A 21293-nucleotide genomic window follows, 5' to 3' on the forward strand; every position below is an offset into this window, starting at 1 on the left:
GCTGGGGAGAGGGGTGTCACCAGACGCAACGCGGACGGTTGACGCTACTTCCCACTCCCAAACCCCACTCCCGTTAGGTTCGAGCCTGTCGAGAACTCCGCGCTGAGTTCTCGACAGGCTCGAACCAAACGGCGCTTGCTTTCAAAATCCCGCCCATCCCGAGCGAAGTCGAGGGACCCTTCGAGCGAAGCAGAGAAGCCAACAGCATCCCAAGCAATACGCTAAAGCCTCGAGCCAAACCCATCACATATCCCGCAAAGCCCGCGCCGGCCGCGCCGCAAGCGCTGGCAGCGCCCCCGCCAGCCCGATCGCCAGGATCAGCACCACACCCCCCGCCAGCGTCCCCAGCACGACCGACCAGTCCGGCCCCCATTCCAGCTGGAACACCTTTACCACCACATACCACCCGGCCCCCGCGCCGACCGCCAGCGCCACCGCCGACACCAGCAGCGCCAGCACCGCATATTCCATCGCCTGCACCGCCAGGATCTGCACCCGCCGCGCGCCCAGCATCTTCAGCAGCACGGCGTCATAGACCCGCGCCGCACGCGACGCCGTGATCGCCCCGACCAGCACCGCGATCCCCGCCGCGATCGCGACCGCAGACGCCGCCGCCACCGCCGTCGCCAGCTGCCCCAGCAGCGTCCCGACCTGTTCGATTACATCCTTCACGCGGATCAGGCTGACCGACGGGAACGCCCCCACCACCGCCCGGTTCAGCGCCGCCTCGCGCTCCGGCGCCAGGTCCAGCGTCGCCATGTAGTTGAACGGCGCCCCTGCGAACGTCTCGGGCGAAAAGATCAGCACGAAGTTGAACCCCAGGCTGTCCCACTTGATCTCGCGGAACGACGCGATCGTCGCCGGCACCTCGACACCCAGCGCCGACACCGTGATCGCGTCGCCGACCTTCAGACCCAGTAGCTTGCCCGCCGCGGCATCCATCGACACCAGAGGCGGCCCGGCATAGTCGCGCGGCCACCATTTGCCTTCGGTGATGCGGTTCCCGTCCGGCAAATCCTGCGCGAACGTCAGCCCGCGGTCGCCGCGCAGGATCCACGCGCCCTCCGGCACATTCTTCATCTCGGTCACGCGGACGCCCTTCACGGCGACCACCGGCCCGCGCAGCGACGGCACGACGCTCAGCGTGCTGCCCGGCGCGGCCCCGCTCACGACACTGCGGAACCGGTCGATCTCCGCCGACGGGATGTCGAGCATGAAAAAGGACGGCGCGCGATCCGGCACCGTGCTGCGGATCTGCCCGCCCAGATTGGTCTGGATCACCGCCAGCGTCGCGAACAGGCTCAGCCCGAGCCCCAGCGCCACCACCAGCCGGTCGGTCTGCGCGGCCGGCGCATGTAGGTTCGCGATCGCCAGCCGCAGCAACGGCCGCCGCGACCGCGGCAACCGTGCCGCCCCCGCCCGCACGCCCCAGCCGATCAGCGCGAGCAACCCCAGCAACACCGCCGCCGCCCCAAGAAACCCGCCCGCGAACAACGGCTCCCGCGCCGTCCCGATCGCCAGCGCCGCCGCGGTCCCGATCGCCGCGGCAACCCCCAACACGACCCGCCAAGGCGGCCGCCCCGCACGCTCCACCCCACCACGAAACAGCGAAGCCGCCCCCACCGCCCGCGCGCGCGCCAACGGCGCCAGCGCAAACGCGAACGTCACGAGCAACCCATATGCCGCCGCCAGCGCCAACGGTCGCCACTGGATCGCAAAGCCCGGCGCGACCGGCAACGCCGCGCCCGCCAGCGCCACGACCAGCGACGGCACCAGCGCCCCCGCCACCAGCGCCAACGCAACCGAAGCGACCGCCACCAGCCCGACCTGGATCAGGTAGATCCGGAAAATCGTTCCCGACGACGCCCCCAGCGTCTTCAACGTCGCGATCCCCGGCCGCTTGCCGTCGAGATACGCGCCGACCCCATTGCCGACCCCGATCCCGGCGATCAGCAACGCGGTCAGCCCAACCAGCGTCAGGAACTGCCCGATCCGTTCGATGAAGCGCCGCGTGCTCGGTGCGCCGTCGCTGCTGTCGCGCACCCGCCACCCGGCTTCCGGAAACGCGCGGTTCAGCGCGACGCCCGCCGCCGTGGCATCGCTGCCCGCCGGCATCGCGATCTTGTACCGCCAGTTATACAGGCTGCCCGGCTGGATCAGCCCGGTGCGCGCCAGATCCGCCATGCCGATTAGCACCGCCGGCCCCAGCACGAACCCGTCGCCCACCCGGTCCGGCTCCTCCGCGATGATCCCGCCGACCGTCAGCGTCGCATCGCCCAGCCGCACCGGATCGCCCACGCGCACCCGCAACCGCTCCGCCAGCGCCGGCGCCACCAGAACCTGCCCGCCCCCCGGCCGCGCCACGCGCCCCCCCGGCACCACGGTCAGCCGCCCATACAGCGGATAAGCCCCGTCGACCGCCTTCAACTCGGCAAGCACCGCCTCCGCATTGTCGGTCCGCGCCGCCATCGCGCGCAGCGACGCACTCTCCGCCACGCGCCCCAGCCGCGCGATCCCCGCCCGCTCCGCCGCCGTCGCCTGCCGCTGCGACAGCGACAGCGACAGATCGCCGCCCAGGATCACCCGCCCCTGCGACCGCAACTCGCCGACAATCGCGGAAGACAGCGACCCGACCCCGGCAATCGCTGCAACACCGAGAAACAGGCAAACGGCCAGCAGCCGCAGCCCGACCAAGCCGCCACGCAAATCGCGCAAAGCCAGCCGCCAGGCGATACTCATGCGACGGACCCCAACGCCATCACTGCGTACCCCCGCGGACGCGGGGGTCCAGGTTGAACCCAACTGCAACGGCCAGAAGGAGAAGCAGAACCGGATCCCCGTCTACGCGGGGATACCAAAGCGTTTTTCAACAAAGCCACAATCACGCCGTCCGCCGATCGTTCACGATCCGCCCGTCGCGCATCTCCAGCACCCGGTCGCACCGCTCCGCCAGCGCGCGGTCATGCGTGATCATCAGCAACGTCGCCCCCGTCTCCGCCCGCCGCGCGAACAGCAGGTCGAGCACCGCCGCCCCCGTCGCCTCGTCCAGGTTTCCCGTCGGCTCGTCCGCGAACAGGATCGCCGGGCCGGACACGATCGCCCGCGCGATCGCCGCGCGCTGCTGCTCCCCGCCGGACAGCTGTGCCGGATAATGGCCGATCCGGTGCCCCAGCCCGACCGCCTTCAGCTCCGCCTCGGCAAGGACGAACGGCTCCGCCACCCCGTCCAGCTCCAGCGGCACCGCCACATTCTCCAGCGCCGTCATGGTCGGCAATAGATGGAAGGCCTGCAACACGATCCCGATCCGCCCCCGCCTCGCCAGCGCCAGCGCATCCTCGTCCAGCTTCCCGAAATCCGCCCCCGCGACGAGGATCTCGCCGCTCGTCGCGCGTTCCAGCCCGGACAGCACCGCCATCAGCGACGACTTGCCAGAGCCACTCGCGCCGAGCAGCGCGACGCTGTCCCCGGTCGCGATATCCAGGTCGATGCCGCGCAAAATCTCCACCCGCGCCGCCCCCCGGCCGAGCGCGAGGGTGACATTGCGCGCGCGGATCGCGATAGAGTCGGTCGGCATGGCGTGAAGGATACCCGATGACTGGCAGGACGACTCCCTATGGACGGGCGGCGCGGCTTCTCCAAGCGCTGTCGGCGGCGGCACTCGCGCTGTTCGCCACCCCCGCGCTCGCCGCGGACAAGCTCGTCCTGGCATTCGGCGACAGCCTGACCGCCGGCTACGGCCTCTCCCCCGCACAGGCCTTCCCAACCCGGCTCGAGGCCGCGCTGCGCGCAAGCGGCAAACCCGCGCGCGTCTACAACGCCGGCGTCTCCGGTGACACGACCGCCGCAGGCCGCGCGCGGCTCGCCTGGGTGCTGCGCGGGCTGAAAGCGAAGCCCGATCTCGCCATCGTCGAACTCGGCGCGAACGACATGCTGCGCGGCCTGAAACCGGCGCAGACCCGCGCCAATCTCGACGCGATCCTGGCGGAATTCAGCCGCCGCAAAATCCCGGTGCTGGTAGCCGGCATGCGCGCCGCCCCGAACATGGGCCGCCCCTACGCCGCCGCGTTCGAACCGATCTTCCCGCTGCTCGCGCGAAAGTACCGCGCGCCGCTCTACCCCTTCTTCCTCGACGGCGTGGCGGGCAACCGCACGCTGTTGCAGGCGGACGGCATGCACCCCAACGCACGCGGCGTGACCGTCATCGTCCGCCGCATGCTGCCCGCGGTCCGCGCCGCATTACGCTGACCGACCAAGGAACGGGAACGCCGCTCGTCCATTGAGCCTCCGGAACGACATTCCGGGGGGACAATATCATGACGGAACAGGGCGCTAACTGGCTCGCACGGCTCGGCTTCGCGGCACGCGGGCTGGTCTATATTCTGGTCGGCTGGTTCGCGATCGACGCGGCCCGCACCGGGGCCAGCCCGAACGACAACCAGGCGGTGATGGCCAGCCTGATCGACGAACCGTTCGGCCGCGTCCTGCTCGGCGCGATCACGCTCGGCCTCGCCGGCTACGCCTTCTGGCGGCTGACGCAGGCGGCGTTCGACCCCGAACGCGTCGGCACCGATGCGAAGGGCGCCTTCAAGCGGCTTGGTTACGCGATCAGCGGCATCGCCCACGTCGTGCTCGCCTGGACCGCAGCCAAGCTCGCGCTGCGCCGCCCGGTCGAAGGCGGCGCCGCCCCCGGCGACGAAAGCGCGCAGGACTGGACCCGCTGGCTGCTCGAACAGCCCGCCGGCACGCTGTTGATCGGTCTGGTCGGTGTCGCTCTGTTCGTCGTCGCGGGCACGCAGGCGATGAAGGCGTACAAGTCCAGCTTCCTCAAGGACCTCGAAGGCGCCACCCCCGCCCCGCGCCACGTGCGCACCATCGGCCGCCTCGGCTATGCCGCCCGTGCCGTCGTGTTCGTCATCATCGGTTGGTTCTTCATCATGGCCGCCTGGACCAGCGAAGCCGCCCGCGCCGGCGGCATGGGCCAGGCCCTGTCCGAACTGCAGGACCAGGCTTATGGTCCGATCCTCCTCGGCATCGTGGCGGCAGGGCTCTTCTGCTTCGGCCTCTACAGTCTTGTGGAGGCGCGTTATCGCCACATCCGGGTGGTGACTTCGTAAGGTAATCCCCTCGCGAACCGTCCATCCCGAGCGAAGTCGAGGGACGCTTCGAGCGAAGCCGAGAAGCCAACCTCAAACTTAGCTCAGCCCTAGAGGCCAAAGAACTCACCCCCCACCCGTTTGGTTCGAGCCTGTCGAGAACTCCGCGCAGGCTCGAACCAAACGGACTTAGCTCCCCAAAAACCCTCAATCCAACCGCGTCACCCGCACTTCCTGGAAATTCAACCGCGCACTCCCAAACACCGTCATGAACGCGATATCCGTCGCATCGCGCCCGACAGCAGTCCGCACCATCCCCTCGGTCTTCGCCAACCGCGTCGCATCGACCAGATGCCAGTCGCCATCCAGCCACACCTCGACCACCGCGTGGAAATCCTCCGGTTCCAGCCCCCAGGCATAGGCCGACACCACCCGCGCCGGGATCCCGTCCGCGCGCGCCAGGCTCGCCAGCAGATGCGCGAAATCGCGGCACACGCCCGCGCGGTGGACGAAGCAATCGACCGCCGTCGTCGTCCCGTCGCTCGATCCCATAACGTAATCGATGTGGCGATGGATCCAGTCCGCCATCGCCAGGATCTTGTCGCCGCCCTCGACATTCGAGAACTCGCGGTGGACGAAGCCGAAGAACTTGTCGCTCTCGCAATAGCGGCTCGGCCACAGGAACGGCAGCACGTCGCCCGGCAGGTCGCGCGTCTCCGCCTTCCCCAGCCCCGACAGCCGCGACGCCGGCCGCTCGACATCGAACACCCCGTGATAGGTCGCGAGCAACCGCCCGCCGAGGCCGCGCATCAGCGTCCGCCGCCCGACCCCGTCCTCACCCGGCACGGTGCGCAGCGGCCCCGCGCCCTGCACGATCAGCCCATCCTCGATCAGCCGCTGGTCCGCGGTCGGCGCTGCCTCGATCGCGAGCAGGACGTCGTAGGGCTCCGGCAGCTGGTAATCCAAAGTCGCGTCGATCCTGAGCCGCATGCCTGGCTGTCCCCCCTGTGAATCCACCCGCAACAGGCCGCCGGCCCGCGCGTTTCCGTTCGATGACATCGCTCTCGCTTGACGACCGCGCGCTGCTGGAGGCGCGCTGGCTGGATCTGACCCGGCGTACCCTGCCACGATCCGCGGCCGCGCGCGACTGGCCAGTATCGGCGAACCACTGTTTTCAGCGTATCCTGCTCGACAATGCGGTGGGTGGTTGCTGGTACGATCATATTGCCGGCCGCCCGGCCTATGCGAAGGCGCCGGACGCGGTCTTGACGGAGGCCGTCCGGCTTGCCGATCTGGTGCTGGACGGCGCGGACCTCCACGCGCTCAACGCCCGCTCGCTCGAATGGCGGCGCGCGGCCAAACGCCGCATCGCCGCCAGTCAGATCAATCCCGACGCTTGAACGGATCGACCATGCCGCCGGGCAACAGGTTCGGCGCGGCCCCTTCCGGTGCGTTCGCTGCGGCTTCGCGCTGCGCGCGCAATTCCTCGATCAACGCGCTGCGATCGCCGTCCAGCCGCGTATCGGTCGGCGCTTCAATGCCGGCCGCCTTCGCCGCCTTGGCGACCAGCGCGTCAAGCTCACGCTGCGAACACAGCCCCAGCGTCACCGGATCCTTCGGCGTGATGTTGGCGATGTTCCAGTGGCTGCGGTCGCGGATTTTTGAAATCGTGTCGCGCGTCGTGCCGATCAGCTTGCCGATCTGGCCGTCGGACACTTCCGGATGGTTGCGGATGATCCAGCTGATGCCGTCCGGCTTGTCCTGACGCTTGGACACCGGCGTGTAACGGGGGCCCTTCGTGCGACGGACCTGCTCCGGCCCCTTCAGCATGACCAGCCGGTACGCCGGGTCCGCCTGACCCTTGTCGATCTCCGCCTGGCTCAGTTCGCCCGCGCGGATCGGGTCGCGCCCGGTCAGCTTGGTCGCGGCCATGTCGTCGGCGATCGCTTGGATCTCCAGGATGTGCAGCCCGCAGAACGCCGCGATCTGTTCGAAACTCAGCGCGCTGTTGTCGACCAGCCACGACGCGGTCGCATGGGGCATGAGGGGCTGGGACATGAAACACTCCGGATAAAGAAAGGGCCGCCCCCCGTATGTGGAGAGCGGCCTGATTATGTCTCGAATGTAAGCGCCACGGCCACCGAGGGCAAGCCGCGATGTGGCCAAGCTCAGACGCCCTCCGGCGCGGCTTACTTGGCCGGCGGCTCCACCCCCACGACGCGCCGTTCCAGGAAATCGGTGATCGTCCGCCACACATGCGTCTGCGCGCCCTCGCCCGACACGCCGTGCGTCTTGCCCGGATACGCCATCATCTCGAACGGCAGCTTGGCCTCCTGCAGCTTCGCATAGAACGCCGTCGAATTCTCGAACACCACATTGTCGTCCGCCATGCCGTGCAGCATCAGCAACGGATCGCGGATCTGCGTCGCGAACGGCAGCGCGTCGGACGCGGCATAGGGCTTCGGATCGGTCACCGGATTGCCCATGTAGCGCTCGGTATAATGCGTGTCGTACAGGCCCCAGCGCGTCACCGGCGCACCCGAAACGCCCGCCGCGAACACGCCCGGCGCCTTCTCCAGCAGCTTCAACGCCATATACCCGCCATAGGACCAGCCATTGACCGCGATCTTGCCCGGATCGACGAACGCCTGCGACTTCAGCCAGTTGACGCCGGTCAGCTGGTCCTCGACCTCCACCGTCCCCATCGCCTTGTAGATCTGGTTCTCGAACGCCGCGCCGCGGTCCGGCGTCCCGCGCCCGTCGATCGAGAACACGATCCACCCGCGCTCCACCAGATATTGCTGGATCGCCGGGCCCCAGCTGCGCGTCACCTGCCGCCCCGCGCCCGGCCCGCCATAAACCTGCACGAACACCGGATACTTCTTGCCCGGCTCGCGCGGCGGCGACAGCAGCTTGTACTGCAACTCGCTCCCGTCCTTCGCCTTCAGCGTGCCGAACACCGGCACCACATGGCGCGGCAGGTACGGCGCATACGGATGCGTCGCGTCCAGCCGGTTCTCCTCGATCCACGCCACGCGCGTGCCGGCCGCATCGGCCAGATAGACCTGCGGCGGCTGCGTCGGGTTCGATCGGAACACCAGCGCCTTGGTCGCGCTCTTGTCCATCGTCGCGCCGTTGAACCAGCCCGCCTCGGTCAGCTGCGCCGGCGCCTTCGGCTTCGTCAGGTCGACTGAATAGAGCTGCTGCTCGATCGGGCTGTCGCGGTTCGCCAGGAAATAGACCTTGCCGGCCACCTCATCCACGCCGACCACGTCCTTCACCGCCCAGTCGCCCTTGGTCAGCGTCGACCATTTGCCGCGCGTGTAGCGATAGAGATGCGCATAGCCGCTCCGCTCCGACATCCAGATCAGGCTGCCGTCGGCCAGCGAATGCAGCCCGTCGTTCAGGTTGATCCAGGTCTTGGCGGTCTCGCTGAACAACAGCTTGGACTTGCCCGTGTCGGGGTCCACCTCCAGCAGGTCGAGCCGGTGCTGGTCGCGGCTCTCGCGCTGGACATACAGCGACCCGCCGTCCTTCGACCAGTCGACCCGCGCCAGGTAGAAATCGGGGTCGGTGCCCAGGTCCACCTTCACCCGCCCGGTCCCGTCCGGCGCCATCACATACAGCTGGATCTCGGCATTGGGCGTACCGGCTGCCGGATAACGCTGCTCGTACAACCGCGTCCCCTCCGCGCCGATCGACGCCCGGGTCACCACCTTCACCTTGCTCTCGTCCACCCGCGCCACCGCGATCCGCGCGTCGTTGGGCGCCCACCAATGGCCGGTGTGTCGGTCCATCTCCTCCTGCGCGACGAACTCGGCCGATCCCCACGTCACCGTGCCGCCCCCGCCGCTGGTCAGCCGCCGCTCGACGCCCGATCCCGTATCGACGACGTACAAATCCTGATCGCGCACGAAACTGACATAGCGCCCGCCGGTCGAAACCTCCGCGTCCACCTCCGACGTCGGCGTCGCGGTCAGCCGGCGGACCGTCCCGTTCAGCCCCGCCAGGTACAGGTCCCCGTCGATCGGCACGAGGATCGACTTGCCGTCCGGTGCCCAGTCATAATCGACGATCCCGCGCGTGCCGCCGACACGCGCCCGCTCGCGCCGCATCTTTTCCGCCTCGGAAATCTCCGCCCCGCTGCCGACCTTCGCACTGTCGACCAGCATCCGCGACTGGCCCGTCGTCGTGTCCACCGCCCACAGATCATACCGGTCCCGGTCGTCCGCCCGCGCCCTGAGCAGCGTCGCGAGCGTCCCGTCGGGCGACAGCTTCGGGCTGCGCGGCACCGATCCGTTGAGCGACGGGCTCTCGAACACGCGGTCCAGCGTCAGCCTCGGGGGCTGCGTTGCGGCCGGGGCCGGAACCGTCTGCGCACCTGCGGCCGTGGACAAGAGGGCGGCAAGGACGATGGGCACGCGAAGCGACATGGCTGTCTCCGGACAGGGGGCACCCGCCTGTTAGCGTGGCCGCACGCCTCGCGTCGAGCCTTCCCACCACGTCAAGTCTCGCGGAACCGGTTGACCGCGCCGCCCGCGCTGTTATAGGCCCCGCCATCGCAGAGCGGACTGACGGGTACGGCGAAGTAGCTCAGCTGGTTAGAGCACGGGAATCATAATCCTGGGGTCGGGGGTTCAAGTCCCTCCTTCGCTACCAGTCCGCTTTGCGATCTTCTTTTCCTGACAAACAGTTGCCGGCGCGCAAGCCGCGGAACCAGCGACCGCGCGTGTCGTTCGGGGGGGCAACAGGCTCACAGGAGACGGCAATGGAACTCACGGTATCGCTCGAGACGGTCTGCCGCCTCATCATCCGCGCACGCGAAATGGAGGCGCAGGTCCCCGGCCTCGCCGCAGACGAGGATGAGAACCCGCTCGACGCCGACGACGAATTCTCGGTGATGGAAGACGAAACCAACACCGTGATCGAAGAGGAGATGGCCGCCGCACTCGACGACCTCGCCGACGATCAGGTCGCCGAAGTCTTGGCGCTCGCCTGGGTCGGCCGCGGCACCTACGACGCGACCGAGTGGGAAGAAGCACTTGAGGAAGCCAACGACCGCAGCGGTGAATCCCCCGCGGACCAGCTCATGGAAATGCCGATGCTCGCCGGCTACCTCGACGCCGGCCTCGCCGCCTTCGACCTCAGCTGCACCGGCATCGGCCAGATCGACTGATTTCCTTAAACCCCTCTCCTTCAGGGGAGGGGTTGGGGTGGGGGCAACAGCACCGCACGCGCAAGGAACAAGTCGAAGCGCGCAGTGCCCTCAGCAGTATCCCGGACCTGATCCGGGATTCGGGGACGCAGGCGCAACGCCATTCGTTAGTCCCAACTACCCAACCCCCCGAAAACTCCGCTTGAACGCCAGCTCCCACAGCCCGTCGCGGTACCACCACCCCGCCAACCCGACGATCGACACCGGCCGCTCGCGCCAGTCCGCCTGCAACGCCGCCAGCAACGCCCGCGCCTCCTCCGGCCGAACCTTGTTCTGGATCGTCACATGCGCGCGCCACCCCTGCCCGTCCTGCGGCGTCAGCATCGTCGCGAACACCTCGGCCAGCTCCGCCCGCATCTCGGCCAGCTCCGGGCTCCGCACCCGCAACGCGACACCCCGTCCCAGATTGATCGGCTCGGACAACACCGCCTTCGGTGCCGGCGCTCGGCACAGCTCCGCCACGCGCCGCTCCAGCTCGTCCGCCACCGACGGCGGCAGGTGATGGAACATCGTCAGATGCGCGGAAATGACGTTCCGCTCCGGCGGAAAATGCGCGCGGCGCAAGCCGTCGAGATACCCGAAGTCCGCCGGCCCGAACAACGCCGACAGGATGAGCGGCGCGGTCACGCCGCCACCGCCAGCCCGCGCGCATCCGCCGCGGTCAGGTCCGTCGCCAACGCATCGTCATGCACCGTCACCGCGGTCCACGGCAGGTGATGCAACGTCTCGCCCACCCCAGCCAGCCCGCCGACACTGACGATCAGATAATGGATCCGCCCGTCGCGACAGTCCGCCATCGCCTCCACCGCGGTCGCCACGACGGTCCCGTCCAGACCCTTCACCGGCCGCCCCTGCATCGCGGTTGCCGCGAACAGGACGGGCGCGGACTCGTCCGCGCGGCTCTGCGCGATCGCCGCGGCGGCGCTGTCCTCCACCCGCGCGCGGTGTCCCAGCCAGCGCCAGATCCCGACCACGTTGACCAGCGTCAGAAACGCGTTCGACCACAACAGGTTCGCCTGCCCCGACGTCGCCGCCACGATGATCCAGCAGATCGACCCGACCGTGAACACGACGAAGCCCCAGCCCGTCGTCCGCGTGCCCAGATTGGCCGCGGTCATCATCGCCGCCACCATCGTCGCGATCGGCGCGATCCACCCTGCAATATCTTCCACGCTGCCCTCCTGCTGGAGCGGCCCTAACGCGCCACCCCGCGCTTGGTTACGGCCCGCGCCAGCATCGCGCGCGTATCGACGTCCAGCACGCAACCGCGCGGCCCCGCCACGGTCCGCAACCGCATCCCCCGTCCCGCGCCCGCATCGCCCGCCGGCATCTGCGCGAGCGGCAGCCGCAACACCACCGGATGCCCCGGCCGCCCGCGCGATACCGGCCGCACCCCCGCATCCCCCGGCCGCAACGCCCGCCACAACCGCGCGGCCAGTGTCGCGGGCACCGCCGGCATGTCGCCCAGCATCACCACCACCTCGCGCTCACGCAGCCGCAACGCCGCCAGCCCCGCGGCCAGGCTCGCCCCCATTCCCTGATCATGATCGCGCGCATGGACCACCGTCGTCCGCGGCCCGCGCGCCGCCTGCGTCACCCGCGCCCGGTCGGGCCCGGTCACCACCACCACCCGCGCCACCGGAGCCGCCCGCGCGATCGCCAGCGTCCGGTCGATCAGCCGCAGACCGCCCGTCCGCACCAGCAGCTTGTTCGCCCGCCCGAACCGCCGCGAGCTTCCGGCGGCCAGCAGGATCGCTACGCGCAACCCCCGCACTCCCGCCGCGCGATCATCAGATCTCGACCTGGCTGCCCAACTCAACGACGCGGTTCGTCGGCAGCTTGAAGAACTCCATCGCGCTTTCCGCATTGCGCAGCATCCACGCGAACAGCTTCTCGCGCCAGATCGCCATCCCCGGCCGCGACGATGCGATCAGCGTCTGCCTTGCGAGGAAGAAGCTCGTGTCCATCATGCGGAACCCGTTCCCGCAACTCTCCACATCCTTCAGCGCGCCCGGCACGTCGGGTTCCTCCATGAACCCGAACCGCAGCACCAGCCGGAAGAACCCCTGCCCCAGATCCTCCATCTGCGTCCGCGCCTTGGTGATCACATAGGGCACGTCCTCGATCTTGACGGTCAGCAGGATCACCCGCTCGTGCAGCACCTTGTTGTGCTTCAGATTATGGAGCAACGCATGCGGCACGCCCTCCGCGCTCGATGTCATGAACACCGCGGTGCCCGCCACCCGCGTCGCACTGTTGGCGGCTGACTTTACGAACACCTGCACCGGCATGGCCGACTCGCGCATCCGGTCGATCATCAGCTGCCGCCCGCGCGCCCAGGTCGTCAGCAGCGTGAACGCGATGAACCCGATCAGCAGCGGGAACCAGCCGCCATCGGGCACCTTCGTCAGGTTCGCCCCGAAATACGCCACGTCGATGATCGCGAAGATCGCCACCAGGAACCCGGCCCACAACTTGTTCCAGTTCCACAGGCTGAACAGCACGATGGCGATCAACGCGGTATCGATCAGCATCGCGCCCGTCACCGCGATGCCGTACGCCGCCGCCAGGTTGCTCGACGACCGGAACGTCAGCACCAGCAGGATCACCATCACCATCAGCGCCCAGTTGATCGCCGGGATGTAGATCTGCCCCGCCGCCTGGCTGCTCGTATGGACGATGCGCAGCCGCGGGATGAAGCCCAGCTGGATCGCCTGCTGCGTCACCGAGAACGCGCCCGAAATCACCGCCTGGCTCGCGATCACCGTCGCCAGCGTCGCCAGGATCACCAGCGGCAGGCGGAAATTGTCCGGCGCCAGCAGGAAGAACGGATTGTGGATCGCCTGTAGCGCGGCATTCGGCGTCAGCGACAGCAGCATCGCGCCCTGCCCCAGATAGTTCAGCATCAGCGCCGGCAGGACGAAGAACATCCACGACACGCGGATCGGGTTGCGCCCGAAATGCCCCATGTCGGCATACAGCGCCTCCGCGCCTGTCACGGCCAGCACGACCGACCCCATCGCCAGGAACGCGGTCACGCCCTCGGCGTAGAAGAAGCGCGCGGCATGCAGTGGGTTGAGCGCCTCGAAGATCATCGGCGACTGCACGATGTGCAGCAGCCCGAGCCCCGCCAGCACCGTGAAATACACGAGCATGATCGGCCCGAACAGCAGCCCGACCTTGGCGGTCCCGCGCGACTGGATGAAGAACAGCCCGACCAGGATCGTGATCGCGATCGGCAGCACCAGCGGCGCGAACGCCGTCTCCACCACCGCCAGCCCCTCGACCGCGGACAGGACGGAAATCGCCGGCGTGATCATGCTGTCGCCGTAGAACAAGGCGGTCGCGAACACGCCCAGCAGCACGATCCCCTTGGTCCAGCGCCGCTTGCCGCCGCCCTTGCGGTTGATCAGCGCCAGCAGCGCCAGGCTCCCGCCCTCGCCCTTGTTGTCGGCGCGCATGATGATGCTGACATATTTGATCGTGACGACCAGCATCATCGACCAGAAGATCAGGCTCAGCACGCCCAGCACATGCAGCCGATCCGGCGTCAGCGGATGATGCCCCGCGAACGTCTCGCGGAACGCATAGAGCGGGCTCGTCCCGATATCGCCGAACACGATGCCGATCGCGCCGACCGCCAGCTTGGCAATGCCCTGCTCACCGTGGCCATGCGCGGGATCGGGCTCGGCGGCCACCTGAGCGACGCCGGTTTCCGAAACGCTCATCGACCGACCAAAATCCGCATGATGTCGTGCAGGTCCCTTCGCCGCCGTCAGGCCGCGTTGCGCCGCCCCTAGCACTCGCCATACCGCGCTGCAACGCACCCACTATCGCCGGCCCGCCCGGGCGACCCTGCAGCACCGCCCCCAGAAAAAGCCGCGTCCCGCCCGCGCGACGCAACGTCGACCGCCCGGCTTCTTCTTGCACGACCATGGCAACGAGTATCCGGACCGGCCGAACCAGCGTGCAATATTGACACAGGTTATCGAAATAACCGGGCGGCGGCGGCGTTCGACCCGTCCGCGGCCCCACCGAACCGCGCTCCGATAATCATAAATCGCGTACGACGAACCGGAACGCAAAGCGAACATCGGCGTTCTCCCCGCAGCCATCAGGAAGGATGCTCATGACCACCGAAAATCCGAAAACCCATCCGACCTCGAACGCCGAAAAGGACCCGTCCGACTGGACCACGGGCGACGAGGCGATGACCGGCGCGCAGGCGTCCTACCTCAAGACGCTGAGCGAAGAAGCCGGCGAAGAATTCGACGACAGCCTCACCAAGGCCGACGCATCGAAGAAGATCGACGAGCTCCAGGCCAAGACAGGCCGCGGCCAGTAAAACCGGAACCGGGGGGCGATCTGCCCCCCGATTTTGTTTCCGGTCCGGTTCTTGTCGATAAGTTGTCAGCGCGGTCGTTCGGCACTGCGTGCCAATCGCCACGCAATATGACGGGCTTACGCAACCCGAGAAATCACTACCTTTCAATTCATGGCGCCAGTCCGGTCGCCCGCGTCGCACGGACTGCAATCCCGGGAATCCGCGCTACGACATACGCGGCGTTCCGAAGGCCAGCTACGTCCCCGTCCCGACGGCACGTTCGGCCATGGCGGTCAGCGTGAGACGATCTCCGACACCTAACCCGGCATCGAGCGCGACGAAGCACAACGCCTCCGATCCAGCTTCGCCGTCGGTACCGGCGCGGAATATACGTTCTGGCCGCGCGCCGGACCCCAGATCGACGTCGACCATCTCGACAATGACATGAGCACGATCCTGCTCGGCGTCCCGACCCGCTTCTGACGCAAAGTGCCGTCGAACACGCTCGCCCTGTCCGACCTCCTCTGAGTTCCTGGCGTGGTCACGATCCCAACCCCGTTTGGTTCGAGCCTGTCGAAAACCCGGCGCAGAGTTATCGCTCGCCCCGAACCAGACGGAACGCGGCTCGACCTGTCATCATCGCGCTGCAAAACCAATAGATGTCGTCTAGCTTGAGCATGCGACAGGCTCGGACAAGGCCAGTCAGGTGACTTCACGCAATCCCGCGAACGGTTAGCGCGTCGCGTCACTCGCCAGCAACGCATCCAGCGCCCGCACGCGCAGCGCCAGGTCTGCCCGCCACGGCGCATTGGCCGGCGTCCGCGCGAGCAGCCCGGCCCACGCATCCCGCGCCCGATCGAACTGCCCCGACCCCGCATAGGCCAGCCCCAGGAAGAAGGGCGGCCCCGGATGCAGCGGCGATGCCTTGGCCGCCCGCGCGAACGCCAGCTCGGCCGCCGGCGTCACCAGCCCGTCGGCATGCGCGACCAGCGCGTTGCCCATGCCGACCCACAGGTCCGCACTGCGCGGCCGTCGCACCAGCGCCCCGCGCAGCACACCGATCGCATACAGGTCCAGCCCCTGCCGCTGGAACGCGTCCGCCGTGGTCAGCACCTGCGCATCGCCCGTGAACCGCTCGAACATTGTCTCGCGCAGCGCGCCATAGTCGCTGTTCGCCCGCGCCACATCGGCGCGCGGTGGCGTCGGCCGGCCCGCCAGCCCCGGCTGCCCCTGCCACGCATAACCCGCCAGCGCGAGCAGCAGCGCCGCCCCGAGCAACTCGACACCCCCGCGCGGAAACCGCCCGAACCGCGCCAGCCCAACGCCTATTACCGCCGCCAGCACGATCAGGATCACCCACCCCGTCATGCGCCGCGCCCCCGCCGCCGGAAACTGCCACGCGCCACGAACGCACCGATCACCAGCAACAGCACCGGCAGCGCCCACAGCGGCCACGTCACCGCGTTCAACGGCGGATCATACGTCACCCAGTCGCCGTAACGCTGCACCAGCCATGCGCGGATATCCTCCGGCCGCTCGCCCGCCGCGATCCGCCGTCGGACCAGCGCGCGCATGTCGCCCGCCATGTCCGCATCGGAGTCGGCGATCGACTGCCCCTGGCACACCAGGCACCGCAGCGTCTGCATCAGCGCCGTCGCGCGCGCCTCCGCCGCCGGATCGGGAAGCTGCGTATCGCTCAGCGCAGCAGGCGGCACGCCCGACTGCGCCGCCGCCATCACCGGCGCCATCGTCAGCGCAAAGGCGACGAAAAACCTCATCGCAGCGCCTGCACCGCAGCAACCAGCCCGGCCACATCCTCCGGCCGGATATCACCGATCTTCTGCGCCCGAATGATGCCGCGCCCGTCCACCACGAACGTCTCCGGCACGCCCGACGACCCGAGCGCCATCTGCACCCGGCTGTCCACGTCGCTGCCGATTGAACGATAGGGATTGCCGTAGCGCGCCAGGAACCGGTCGACGTCCGCCCGCGTGTCGCGGATCGCGATCGCGTCGATCGGCACGCCCGCCTTCGCCAGCGCCGCCAGCTGCGGCGCCTCCGCCGCGCACGGCACGCACCAGCTGGCGAAGACGTTCACCAGCCGCGCGCCGCCCGCATTCGCGCTCAGCCCCGGCCGCGACGCCGACGCCGCCGGCAACGCGATCGCCGGCATCGGCTGCCCCACCAGCCGCGACACGATCGTCCGGTCCGCCGGCCGCAGCAGTCCGCCCGCGACCAGCCCCAGGAACAGCAGGAACGCCACCAGCGGCACCCACAACAGCCAGCGTACGCCCGCCTTGGTCATGCGTACTGCTCCACCAAGCGCGACCGCCGCTCACGCAACACCCGCCCGACCAGCGACAGCAGACCGCCCAACGCGACCAGCCCACCGCCGAGCCAGATCAACGTCACATAGGGCTTCCACCACAGCCGCAGCTGCCAGCGCCCCTGCTCGTCCGCCTTGCCCAGCACGACATACAGCTGCCCGTCCAGCACGGTGCGGATCGCCGCCTCGCTCGTCTCGGTCGGCGGCGCGGAAAACGCCCGCGCCTGCGGACGCATGACGTAACCCGCATCGTCGCCGCGCCGCACGGTCAGCGTCCCCTCGATCGCGGTCCAGTTCTCGCCCGCGATCGGCTCCACCCCGTCGAACCGCAGCGCCCACGGCCCCACGCGGTGCGTCTCGCCCGGCCGCGCCGCCACCAGTGTCTCCTGCGTAAAGGCCGCCTCCGACGCCATCCCCGCAAGCGCCACCGCGATGCCGAGATGCGCCACGACCATCCCGTATGTGAACAGCGGCGTCCGCCACAGCTTGCGCTTCCACAACGGCGCGACGCTCGCCACCGCCGCGCCTGCCGCCACGGTCAGCCCGAGCAGCGGCAGCACCCCGATCCCCGGCGCACGCAGCCACACCGCAGCGAAGGCCACCACCGCGATCAGGATCGGCAAAGCCATCCGCTTGAGCACCGCGACGCCGTCGTCACGCCGCCACCGCACCAGCGGCCCCGCCCCCATCATCGCGACCAGAATCAGCGCCAACGGCCCCGCCGCCGCATTGAAATAAGGCGGCCCGACCGATAGCTTTCCGCCCGTCAGTCCCTCGACCGCCAGCGGATACAGCGTCCCGATCAGCACCACGCCCAGGATCGCGGACAGCAGCAGATTGTTCGCCACCAGCGCACCCTCGCGGCTGACCGCATCGAACCGCTGCCCCTCGCGCACCGTGCCGACGCGCAGCGCGAACAGTGCCAGCGCCCCGCCGATATAGATCGCCAACAACGCCAGGATGAACCCGCCCCGCGTCGGATCGACCGCGAACGCATGCACGCTCGTCAGGATGCCCGACCGCACGAGGAACGTCCCCACCATGCTCATCGAAAACGCGACGACCGCCAGCATGATCGTCCACGCGCGCAACCCGTCGCGCGTCGCCAGCACCGTCACCGAATGGAGCAAGGCAGTCGCCGCCAGCCACGGCATCAGCGAGGCATTCTCGACCGGATCCCAGAACCACCAGCCGCCCCAGCCGAGCTCGTAATAGGCCCAGTAGCTGCCCGCCGTGATGCCCAGCGTCAAAAAGATCCACGCCCCCAGCACCCACGGCCGCATCGCGCGAGCGAACACCGGCCCCACGTCGCGCGTCACCAACGCGCCGACCGCAAACGAGAACGCCACCGACAACCCGACATAGCCGAAATACAAGGTCGGCGGATGGAACGCCAAGCCTGGGTCCTGCAACAGCGGATTGAGCCCCAGCCCTTCCGCCGGCGCCGGGTCCAGCCGCGCGAACGGATTGGACGCGAACAGCAGGAACGCAAAGAACCCGATCGCGATGAACGCCTGCGCGCCCAGCGTCGCGACCAGCGTCCGTTCCGGCAAGCGCCGCTCGAGCAACGCGACCGCCGCCCCCGCCAGCCCCAACACCGCCACCCACAGCAGCATCGACCCCTCATGGTTCCCCCATGTGCCCGCAAAGCGGTACAGCAAAGGCTTCTGGCTATGGTCGTTCGCCGCGACCAGCGCGACCGACAGGTCGACCCGCACGAACAGCGCGATCAGTGCCGCGAACGCCAGCATGGTGAGCGCACCCTGCACCACCGCCACCGACCGCACCGGCGCCATCAGCGCGTCGCGCCCACCGGTCAGCCCGAACGCCGACAGCGCCAGCTGCAACACGGACAGCGCCGCCGCCAGCCACAGCGCGGCCAGGCCGAACTCGGCGATCACGTCGCGCCTGCCTTCCCCGGCGCGATACTCTCGGACTTGTGCATCTCGCCCGCCACCTGCGGCGGCATGTAGCGTTCGTCATGCTTGGCCAGGATGTTCGTCGCGACGAACCCGCCGCCGGGCACGAACGCGCCCTCTGCCACCACGCCGCTATTTTCCTTGAACAGGTCCGGCACGATTCCGGTGTACCGCACCGGCACCGTCTGCGCACCGTCCGTCACGACGAAGCGGATCGTCACCCCGTCGGCCGCGCGCACGATCGACCGGTCCGCCACCATCCCGCCCAGCCGCACCGCCCGTCCCGGCTGCACGCCGTCCCGCACCGCATCGCTCGGCGTATAGAAATACGCCGCCTGATCCTTCAGCGCGGACATCGCCAGCAACGCCGCGCCCACGACCGCAACGATCGCCAGCACCGCCAGCGTCAGCCGCTGATGCTTCGCCCTCATCGTCCAGCCTGCTTCGACTGCGAAGTCACCGCGTCGGCCCGCCGCTCCGCCCGCCGCATCGCGACATGCGCCCACAGGCACAGCGCCGCCGTCCCACCGATCACGATGGCATAGGCGGCGATCACGAACGGCCAGGGATTCATGCGCGCGCCATCCGCCGCAACCGCGCCTCGATCTTCGCGTCCGCCAGCATCGCCCGCATCCGCATCAGCACGACCGCGGTGAAGATCAGCGTGAACCCCACCACCACGATCGGCAAGGGCCACAGGATCGCCCCGTCAATCGTCGTCCCCGTCAGGCTAATGCTCTGACCCTGGTGCAACGTCCGCCACCACACCACGGAATAGCGGATCACCGGCACGTTCACCGCGCCGACGATGCCGAAGATCGCCACGATCCGCTGCCCGCCCGCCCCGCGATCGGCATAGGCCTGCGCCAGCGCGATATAGCCGAGGTAGAGAAAGAACAGCACGAGCATCGACGTCAGCCGCCCATCCCATTCCCACCACGTCCCCCAGGTCGGCCGGCCCCAGATCGATCCCGTCGCCAGACACAACGCCGCAAACACCGCCCCCGGCACCGCCAGCGCCCGCCCCGCGACCGCCGCCAGCGGATGCCGCCACACCAGTTGCATCAGGCTTGCCGCCGCGATCCCCGTCCAGCCCGCCATCCCCAGCCACGCAGCCGGCACATGGACGTACAGAATCCGCACGCTGTCCTTCTGGAGATAATCCGCCGGCGTCAGCCACAACCCGCTGGCCAGCCCGATCAGCGACAGCAGCACGCCGCCCCACAACGCCCACGGCGTCACCGGCCGGGCGATCCCCAGAAATCTGGTCGGGTTGGCGAAAGCGTGCATCGTTCATCGCTGCATAGAGGCTGTTCGCCGCCCGCGAAAGAACCGATCGCGCTTGCCGCACCGGGAGTCGTCCGCCTAGACGCCCGCCCGACATGCCGAACCCCACCCCATTGCCCGCGACCCCCGCGAAGGTCGCGCCCGCCGCCGATCGCCCGCTGCTGGGCATCGCGCTCCGGCTCGGCTCGGCCTCCTGCTTCGCGATCATGGCGGTCGCGCTCAAACTGTCGAGCGAGCGCGGCGTCACCGCGCCGGAAATGATCCTCTACCGCAACGGCTTCGGCCTGCCGGTCCTGCTCGCCTGGGTCCTGCTCGGCCCCGGCCTCGGCGCGCTCCGCACCAGGCGCCCGCTCGCCCACCTCACCCGCTCCGCGATCGGCCTCGTCTCGATGGTCCTCACCTTCGAGGCACTGATCCTGCTGCCGCTGGCGGAGGCGACGACGATCACCTTCGCCGCCCCGGTGTTCGCGACCATCCTCTCGGTCTTCGTCCTGTCCGAACGCGTCGGGCGCTACCGCTGGGCGGCGGTCGCGATGGGCTTCACCGGCGTCCTGATCGTGATGCAGCCGGGCAGCGACCGTCTCCCGCTGGCCGGCGTCCTGGTCGCGGTCGCCGCCGCCATCGGCCAGGCCGGCGTCGCCATCACGCTCCGTCAGATCGGCAAGAGCGAGGGCATCGCCGCGATCGTCTTCTGGTTCACCGTCGCCACCACCGTCGCCGGCCTCCTAGCGCTCCCGTGGTTCGGCCAGCGCCACGACGCGACCACCTGGGCGCTGCTCGTCGCCGCCGGCATGATCGGTATTTGCGGACAGCTCATGATGACCGCCTCGCTGCAACACGCCCCCGTCGCCGTCGTCGCCCCGCTCGACTATCTCCAGATCCTCTGGGCCACGCTCTTCGGCTGGCTCGTCTTCGCCCACGCGCCCGTCGCGACGACCTTGCTGGGCGCGGCTCTGGTCGTCGCCGGCGGCCTCTTGACCGCCTGGCGCGAACATTATCTGCGGCGGACGGTCATCGCCGCAAGACCGGACCTCTAACGCCTGTTGCCACAACGCTAGGCGGTGAAGACCAACCCCAAACCCCGTCCATGCCGAGCGAAGTCGAGGCACGCTCCCCGAGCGCAGCTGAG

At 68.9% G+C, this 21293-nt stretch carries 22 protein-coding genes and 1 tRNA gene; 7 read left to right on the plus strand and 16 right to left on the minus strand.

Features of this window, described 5'->3' with window-relative positions; all coding sequences use genetic code 11:
- Window positions 1-243: 243 nt before the first annotated feature.
- Both IEX50_RS05415 and IEX50_RS05420 read right to left on the minus strand, forming a co-directional pair.
- Entirely contained in the window at window positions 244-2739 is a 2496-nt protein-coding gene (locus tag IEX50_RS05415) for an ABC transporter permease (protein ID WP_157175289.1), read from the minus strand.
- Window positions 2740-2881: 142 nt separating this feature from the next.
- A complete protein-coding gene (locus tag IEX50_RS05420) occupies window positions 2882-3574 on the minus strand; it encodes an ABC transporter ATP-binding protein (RefSeq protein ID WP_157175288.1) in 693 nt (230 codons plus the stop codon).
- A gap of 17 nt (window positions 3575-3591) precedes the next feature.
- Here IEX50_RS05420 and IEX50_RS05425 point away from each other — a divergent pair, with 17 nt between their 5' ends.
- Window positions 3592-4245, plus strand: a complete 654-nt coding sequence (locus tag IEX50_RS05425) for an arylesterase (RefSeq protein WP_157175287.1) — start codon at window positions 3592-3594, stop codon at window positions 4243-4245.
- A 68-nt stretch (window positions 4246-4313) separates the two neighbouring features.
- Complete coding sequence (locus IEX50_RS05430) at window positions 4314-5114, plus strand: DUF1206 domain-containing protein (RefSeq protein ID WP_157175286.1); 801 nt, start codon at window positions 4314-4316, stop codon at window positions 5112-5114.
- Between the two features lie 186 nt (window positions 5115-5300).
- Here IEX50_RS05430 and IEX50_RS05435 read toward each other — a convergent pair whose 3' ends face one another.
- A complete protein-coding gene (locus IEX50_RS05435; protein WP_157175285.1) occupies window positions 5301-6083 on the minus strand; it encodes a transglutaminase-like domain-containing protein in 783 nt (260 codons plus the stop codon).
- 62 nt (window positions 6084-6145) lie between these two features.
- Here IEX50_RS05435 and IEX50_RS05440 point away from each other — a divergent pair, with 62 nt between their 5' ends.
- On the plus strand, window positions 6146-6493 hold the full coding sequence (locus tag IEX50_RS05440) for a GCN5-related N-acetyltransferase (protein WP_157175284.1): 348 nt from the start codon (window positions 6146-6148) through the stop codon (window positions 6491-6493).
- Here the strand turns inward: IEX50_RS05440 and IEX50_RS05445 are convergent.
- Both IEX50_RS05445 and IEX50_RS05450 read right to left on the minus strand, forming a co-directional pair.
- Complete coding sequence (locus tag IEX50_RS05445; RefSeq protein ID WP_157175283.1) at window positions 6477-7151, minus strand: DUF1013 domain-containing protein; 675 nt, start codon at window positions 7149-7151, stop codon at window positions 6477-6479. The two genes, IEX50_RS05440 and IEX50_RS05445, sit on opposite strands and share 17 nt — an antisense overlap.
- A gap of 131 nt (window positions 7152-7282) precedes the next feature.
- Window positions 7283-9526, minus strand: coding sequence for a S9 family peptidase (locus IEX50_RS05450; RefSeq protein WP_157175282.1), 2244 nt, complete (start codon window positions 9524-9526; stop codon window positions 7283-7285).
- A gap of 149 nt (window positions 9527-9675) precedes the next feature.
- Here IEX50_RS05450 and IEX50_RS05455 point away from each other — a divergent pair.
- Window positions 9676-9752, plus strand: a tRNA-Met gene (locus IEX50_RS05455).
- Window positions 9753-9861: 109 nt separating this feature from the next.
- Entirely contained in the window at window positions 9862-10269 is a 408-nt protein-coding gene (locus IEX50_RS05460) for a DUF3775 domain-containing protein (protein ID WP_157175281.1), read from the plus strand.
- 156 nt (window positions 10270-10425) lie between these two features.
- On the opposite strand, the gene IEX50_RS05465 is transcribed toward IEX50_RS05460, so the two are convergent.
- From IEX50_RS05465 to IEX50_RS05480, 4 genes are read right to left on the minus strand one after another with little or no spacing between them, the layout of a single operon-like run.
- Entirely contained in the window at window positions 10426-10935 is a 510-nt protein-coding gene (locus IEX50_RS05465) for a 2'-5' RNA ligase family protein (RefSeq protein ID WP_157175280.1), read from the minus strand.
- On the minus strand, window positions 10932-11480 hold the full coding sequence (locus IEX50_RS05470) for a PRC-barrel domain-containing protein (protein ID WP_157175279.1): 549 nt from the start codon (window positions 11478-11480) through the stop codon (window positions 10932-10934). The genes IEX50_RS05465 and IEX50_RS05470 overlap by 4 nt, the downstream gene beginning before the upstream one ends.
- A 23-nt stretch (window positions 11481-11503) precedes the next feature.
- Window positions 11504-12073 (minus strand): nucleotidyltransferase family protein, encoded by a 570-nt coding sequence (locus IEX50_RS05475; protein WP_157175278.1) that lies wholly within the window; start codon window positions 12071-12073, stop codon window positions 11504-11506.
- Between the two features lie 25 nt (window positions 12074-12098).
- Window positions 12099-14036, minus strand: coding sequence for a potassium transporter Kup (locus tag IEX50_RS05480; protein ID WP_157175277.1), 1938 nt, complete (start codon window positions 14034-14036; stop codon window positions 12099-12101).
- Between the two features lie 395 nt (window positions 14037-14431).
- Here IEX50_RS05480 and IEX50_RS05485 point away from each other — a divergent pair, with 395 nt between their 5' ends.
- Window positions 14432-14653, plus strand: coding sequence for a DUF3072 domain-containing protein (locus IEX50_RS05485; protein ID WP_157175276.1), 222 nt, complete (start codon window positions 14432-14434; stop codon window positions 14651-14653).
- Window positions 14654-15364: 711 nt separating this feature from the next.
- On the opposite strand, the gene IEX50_RS05490 is transcribed toward IEX50_RS05485, so the two are convergent.
- Genes IEX50_RS05490 through ccmC form a run of 7 tightly spaced genes read right to left on the minus strand, consistent with a single transcriptional unit; the run spans window position 15365 to window position 20167 of the window.
- Window positions 15365-16000: a tetratricopeptide repeat protein gene (locus IEX50_RS05490; RefSeq protein WP_157175275.1), complete on the minus strand. Its 636-nt coding sequence runs from the start codon at window positions 15998-16000 to the stop codon at window positions 15365-15367.
- The gene (locus IEX50_RS05495) at window positions 15997-16410 is read right to left on the minus strand and encodes a cytochrome c-type biogenesis protein (protein WP_157175274.1); all 414 of its coding nucleotides are present in this window, start codon (window positions 16408-16410) and stop codon (window positions 15997-15999) included. Before IEX50_RS05495 ends, IEX50_RS05490 begins: the two co-directional genes overlap by 4 nt.
- Window positions 16407-16937, minus strand: coding sequence for a redoxin family protein (locus IEX50_RS05500; protein WP_157175273.1), 531 nt, complete (start codon window positions 16935-16937; stop codon window positions 16407-16409). Before IEX50_RS05500 ends, IEX50_RS05495 begins: the two co-directional genes overlap by 4 nt.
- Window positions 16934-18859 carry a heme lyase CcmF/NrfE family subunit gene (locus IEX50_RS05505; protein WP_157175272.1) on the minus strand — a complete coding sequence of 642 codons (1926 nt, stop codon included), beginning with the start codon at window positions 18857-18859 and terminating at the stop codon, window positions 16934-16936. Before IEX50_RS05505 ends, IEX50_RS05500 begins: the two co-directional genes overlap by 4 nt.
- The gene (ccmE, locus tag IEX50_RS05510) at window positions 18856-19308 is read right to left on the minus strand and encodes a cytochrome c maturation protein CcmE (protein WP_157175271.1); all 453 of its coding nucleotides are present in this window, start codon (window positions 19306-19308) and stop codon (window positions 18856-18858) included. Before ccmE ends, IEX50_RS05505 begins: the two co-directional genes overlap by 4 nt.
- Complete coding sequence (locus tag IEX50_RS05515) at window positions 19305-19451, minus strand: hypothetical protein (protein WP_184075021.1); 147 nt, start codon at window positions 19449-19451, stop codon at window positions 19305-19307. The genes ccmE and IEX50_RS05515 overlap by 4 nt, the downstream gene beginning before the upstream one ends.
- On the minus strand, window positions 19448-20167 hold the full coding sequence (gene ccmC / locus IEX50_RS05520) for a heme ABC transporter permease CcmC (protein WP_157175270.1): 720 nt from the start codon (window positions 20165-20167) through the stop codon (window positions 19448-19450). Before ccmC ends, IEX50_RS05515 begins: the two co-directional genes overlap by 4 nt.
- A gap of 92 nt (window positions 20168-20259) precedes the next feature.
- Here ccmC and IEX50_RS05525 point away from each other — a divergent pair, with 92 nt between their 5' ends.
- Window positions 20260-21201 (plus strand): DMT family transporter, encoded by a 942-nt coding sequence (locus tag IEX50_RS05525; protein ID WP_157175269.1) that lies wholly within the window; start codon window positions 20260-20262, stop codon window positions 21199-21201.
- The last annotated feature ends 92 nt before the right edge of the window (window positions 21202-21293 follow it).

The sequence above is a fragment of the Sphingomonas prati genome (assembly GCF_014643515.1).
In the GTDB taxonomy this organism is placed as follows: domain Bacteria; phylum Pseudomonadota; class Alphaproteobacteria; order Sphingomonadales; family Sphingomonadaceae; genus Sphingomonas_R; species Sphingomonas_R prati.

Bases quoted from the DNA above. Each gene is read 5' to 3' on its own strand.
- IEX50_RS05415 (WP_157175289.1), bottom strand. From the start codon at position 2,739: ATGAGTATCGCCTGGCGGCTGGCTTTGCGCGATTTGCGTGGCGGCTTG.
- IEX50_RS05420 (WP_157175288.1), bottom strand. From the start codon at position 3,574: ATGCCGACCGACTCTATCGCGATCCGCGCGCGCAATGTCACCCTCGCG.
- IEX50_RS05425 (WP_157175287.1), top strand. From the start codon at position 3,592: ATGACTGGCAGGACGACTCCCTATGGACGGGCGGCGCGGCTTCTCCAA.
- IEX50_RS05430 (WP_157175286.1), top strand. From the start codon at position 4,314: ATGACGGAACAGGGCGCTAACTGGCTCGCACGGCTCGGCTTCGCGGCA.
- IEX50_RS05435 (WP_157175285.1), bottom strand. From the start codon at position 6,083: ATGCGGCTCAGGATCGACGCGACTTTGGATTACCAGCTGCCGGAGCCC.
- IEX50_RS05440 (WP_157175284.1), top strand. From the start codon at position 6,146: ATGACATCGCTCTCGCTTGACGACCGCGCGCTGCTGGAGGCGCGCTGG.
- IEX50_RS05445 (WP_157175283.1), bottom strand. From the start codon at position 7,151: ATGTCCCAGCCCCTCATGCCCCATGCGACCGCGTCGTGGCTGGTCGAC.
- IEX50_RS05450 (WP_157175282.1), bottom strand. From the start codon at position 9,526: ATGTCGCTTCGCGTGCCCATCGTCCTTGCCGCCCTCTTGTCCACGGCC.
- IEX50_RS05460 (WP_157175281.1), top strand. From the start codon at position 9,862: ATGGAACTCACGGTATCGCTCGAGACGGTCTGCCGCCTCATCATCCGC.
- IEX50_RS05480 (WP_157175277.1), bottom strand. From the start codon at position 14,036: ATGAGCGTTTCGGAAACCGGCGTCGCTCAGGTGGCCGCCGAGCCCGAT.
- IEX50_RS05485 (WP_157175276.1), top strand. From the start codon at position 14,432: ATGCTCATGACCACCGAAAATCCGAAAACCCATCCGACCTCGAACGCC.
- IEX50_RS05490 (WP_157175275.1), bottom strand. From the start codon at position 16,000: ATGACGGGGTGGGTGATCCTGATCGTGCTGGCGGCGGTAATAGGCGTT.
- IEX50_RS05495 (WP_157175274.1), bottom strand. From the start codon at position 16,410: ATGAGGTTTTTCGTCGCCTTTGCGCTGACGATGGCGCCGGTGATGGCG.
- IEX50_RS05500 (WP_157175273.1), bottom strand. From the start codon at position 16,937: ATGACCAAGGCGGGCGTACGCTGGCTGTTGTGGGTGCCGCTGGTGGCG.
- ccmE (WP_157175271.1), bottom strand. From the start codon at position 19,308: ATGAGGGCGAAGCATCAGCGGCTGACGCTGGCGGTGCTGGCGATCGTT.
- IEX50_RS05515 (WP_184075021.1), bottom strand. From the start codon at position 19,451: ATGAATCCCTGGCCGTTCGTGATCGCCGCCTATGCCATCGTGATCGGT.
- ccmC (WP_157175270.1), bottom strand. From the start codon at position 20,167: ATGCACGCTTTCGCCAACCCGACCAGATTTCTGGGGATCGCCCGGCCG.
- IEX50_RS05525 (WP_157175269.1), top strand. From the start codon at position 20,260: ATGCCGAACCCCACCCCATTGCCCGCGACCCCCGCGAAGGTCGCGCCC.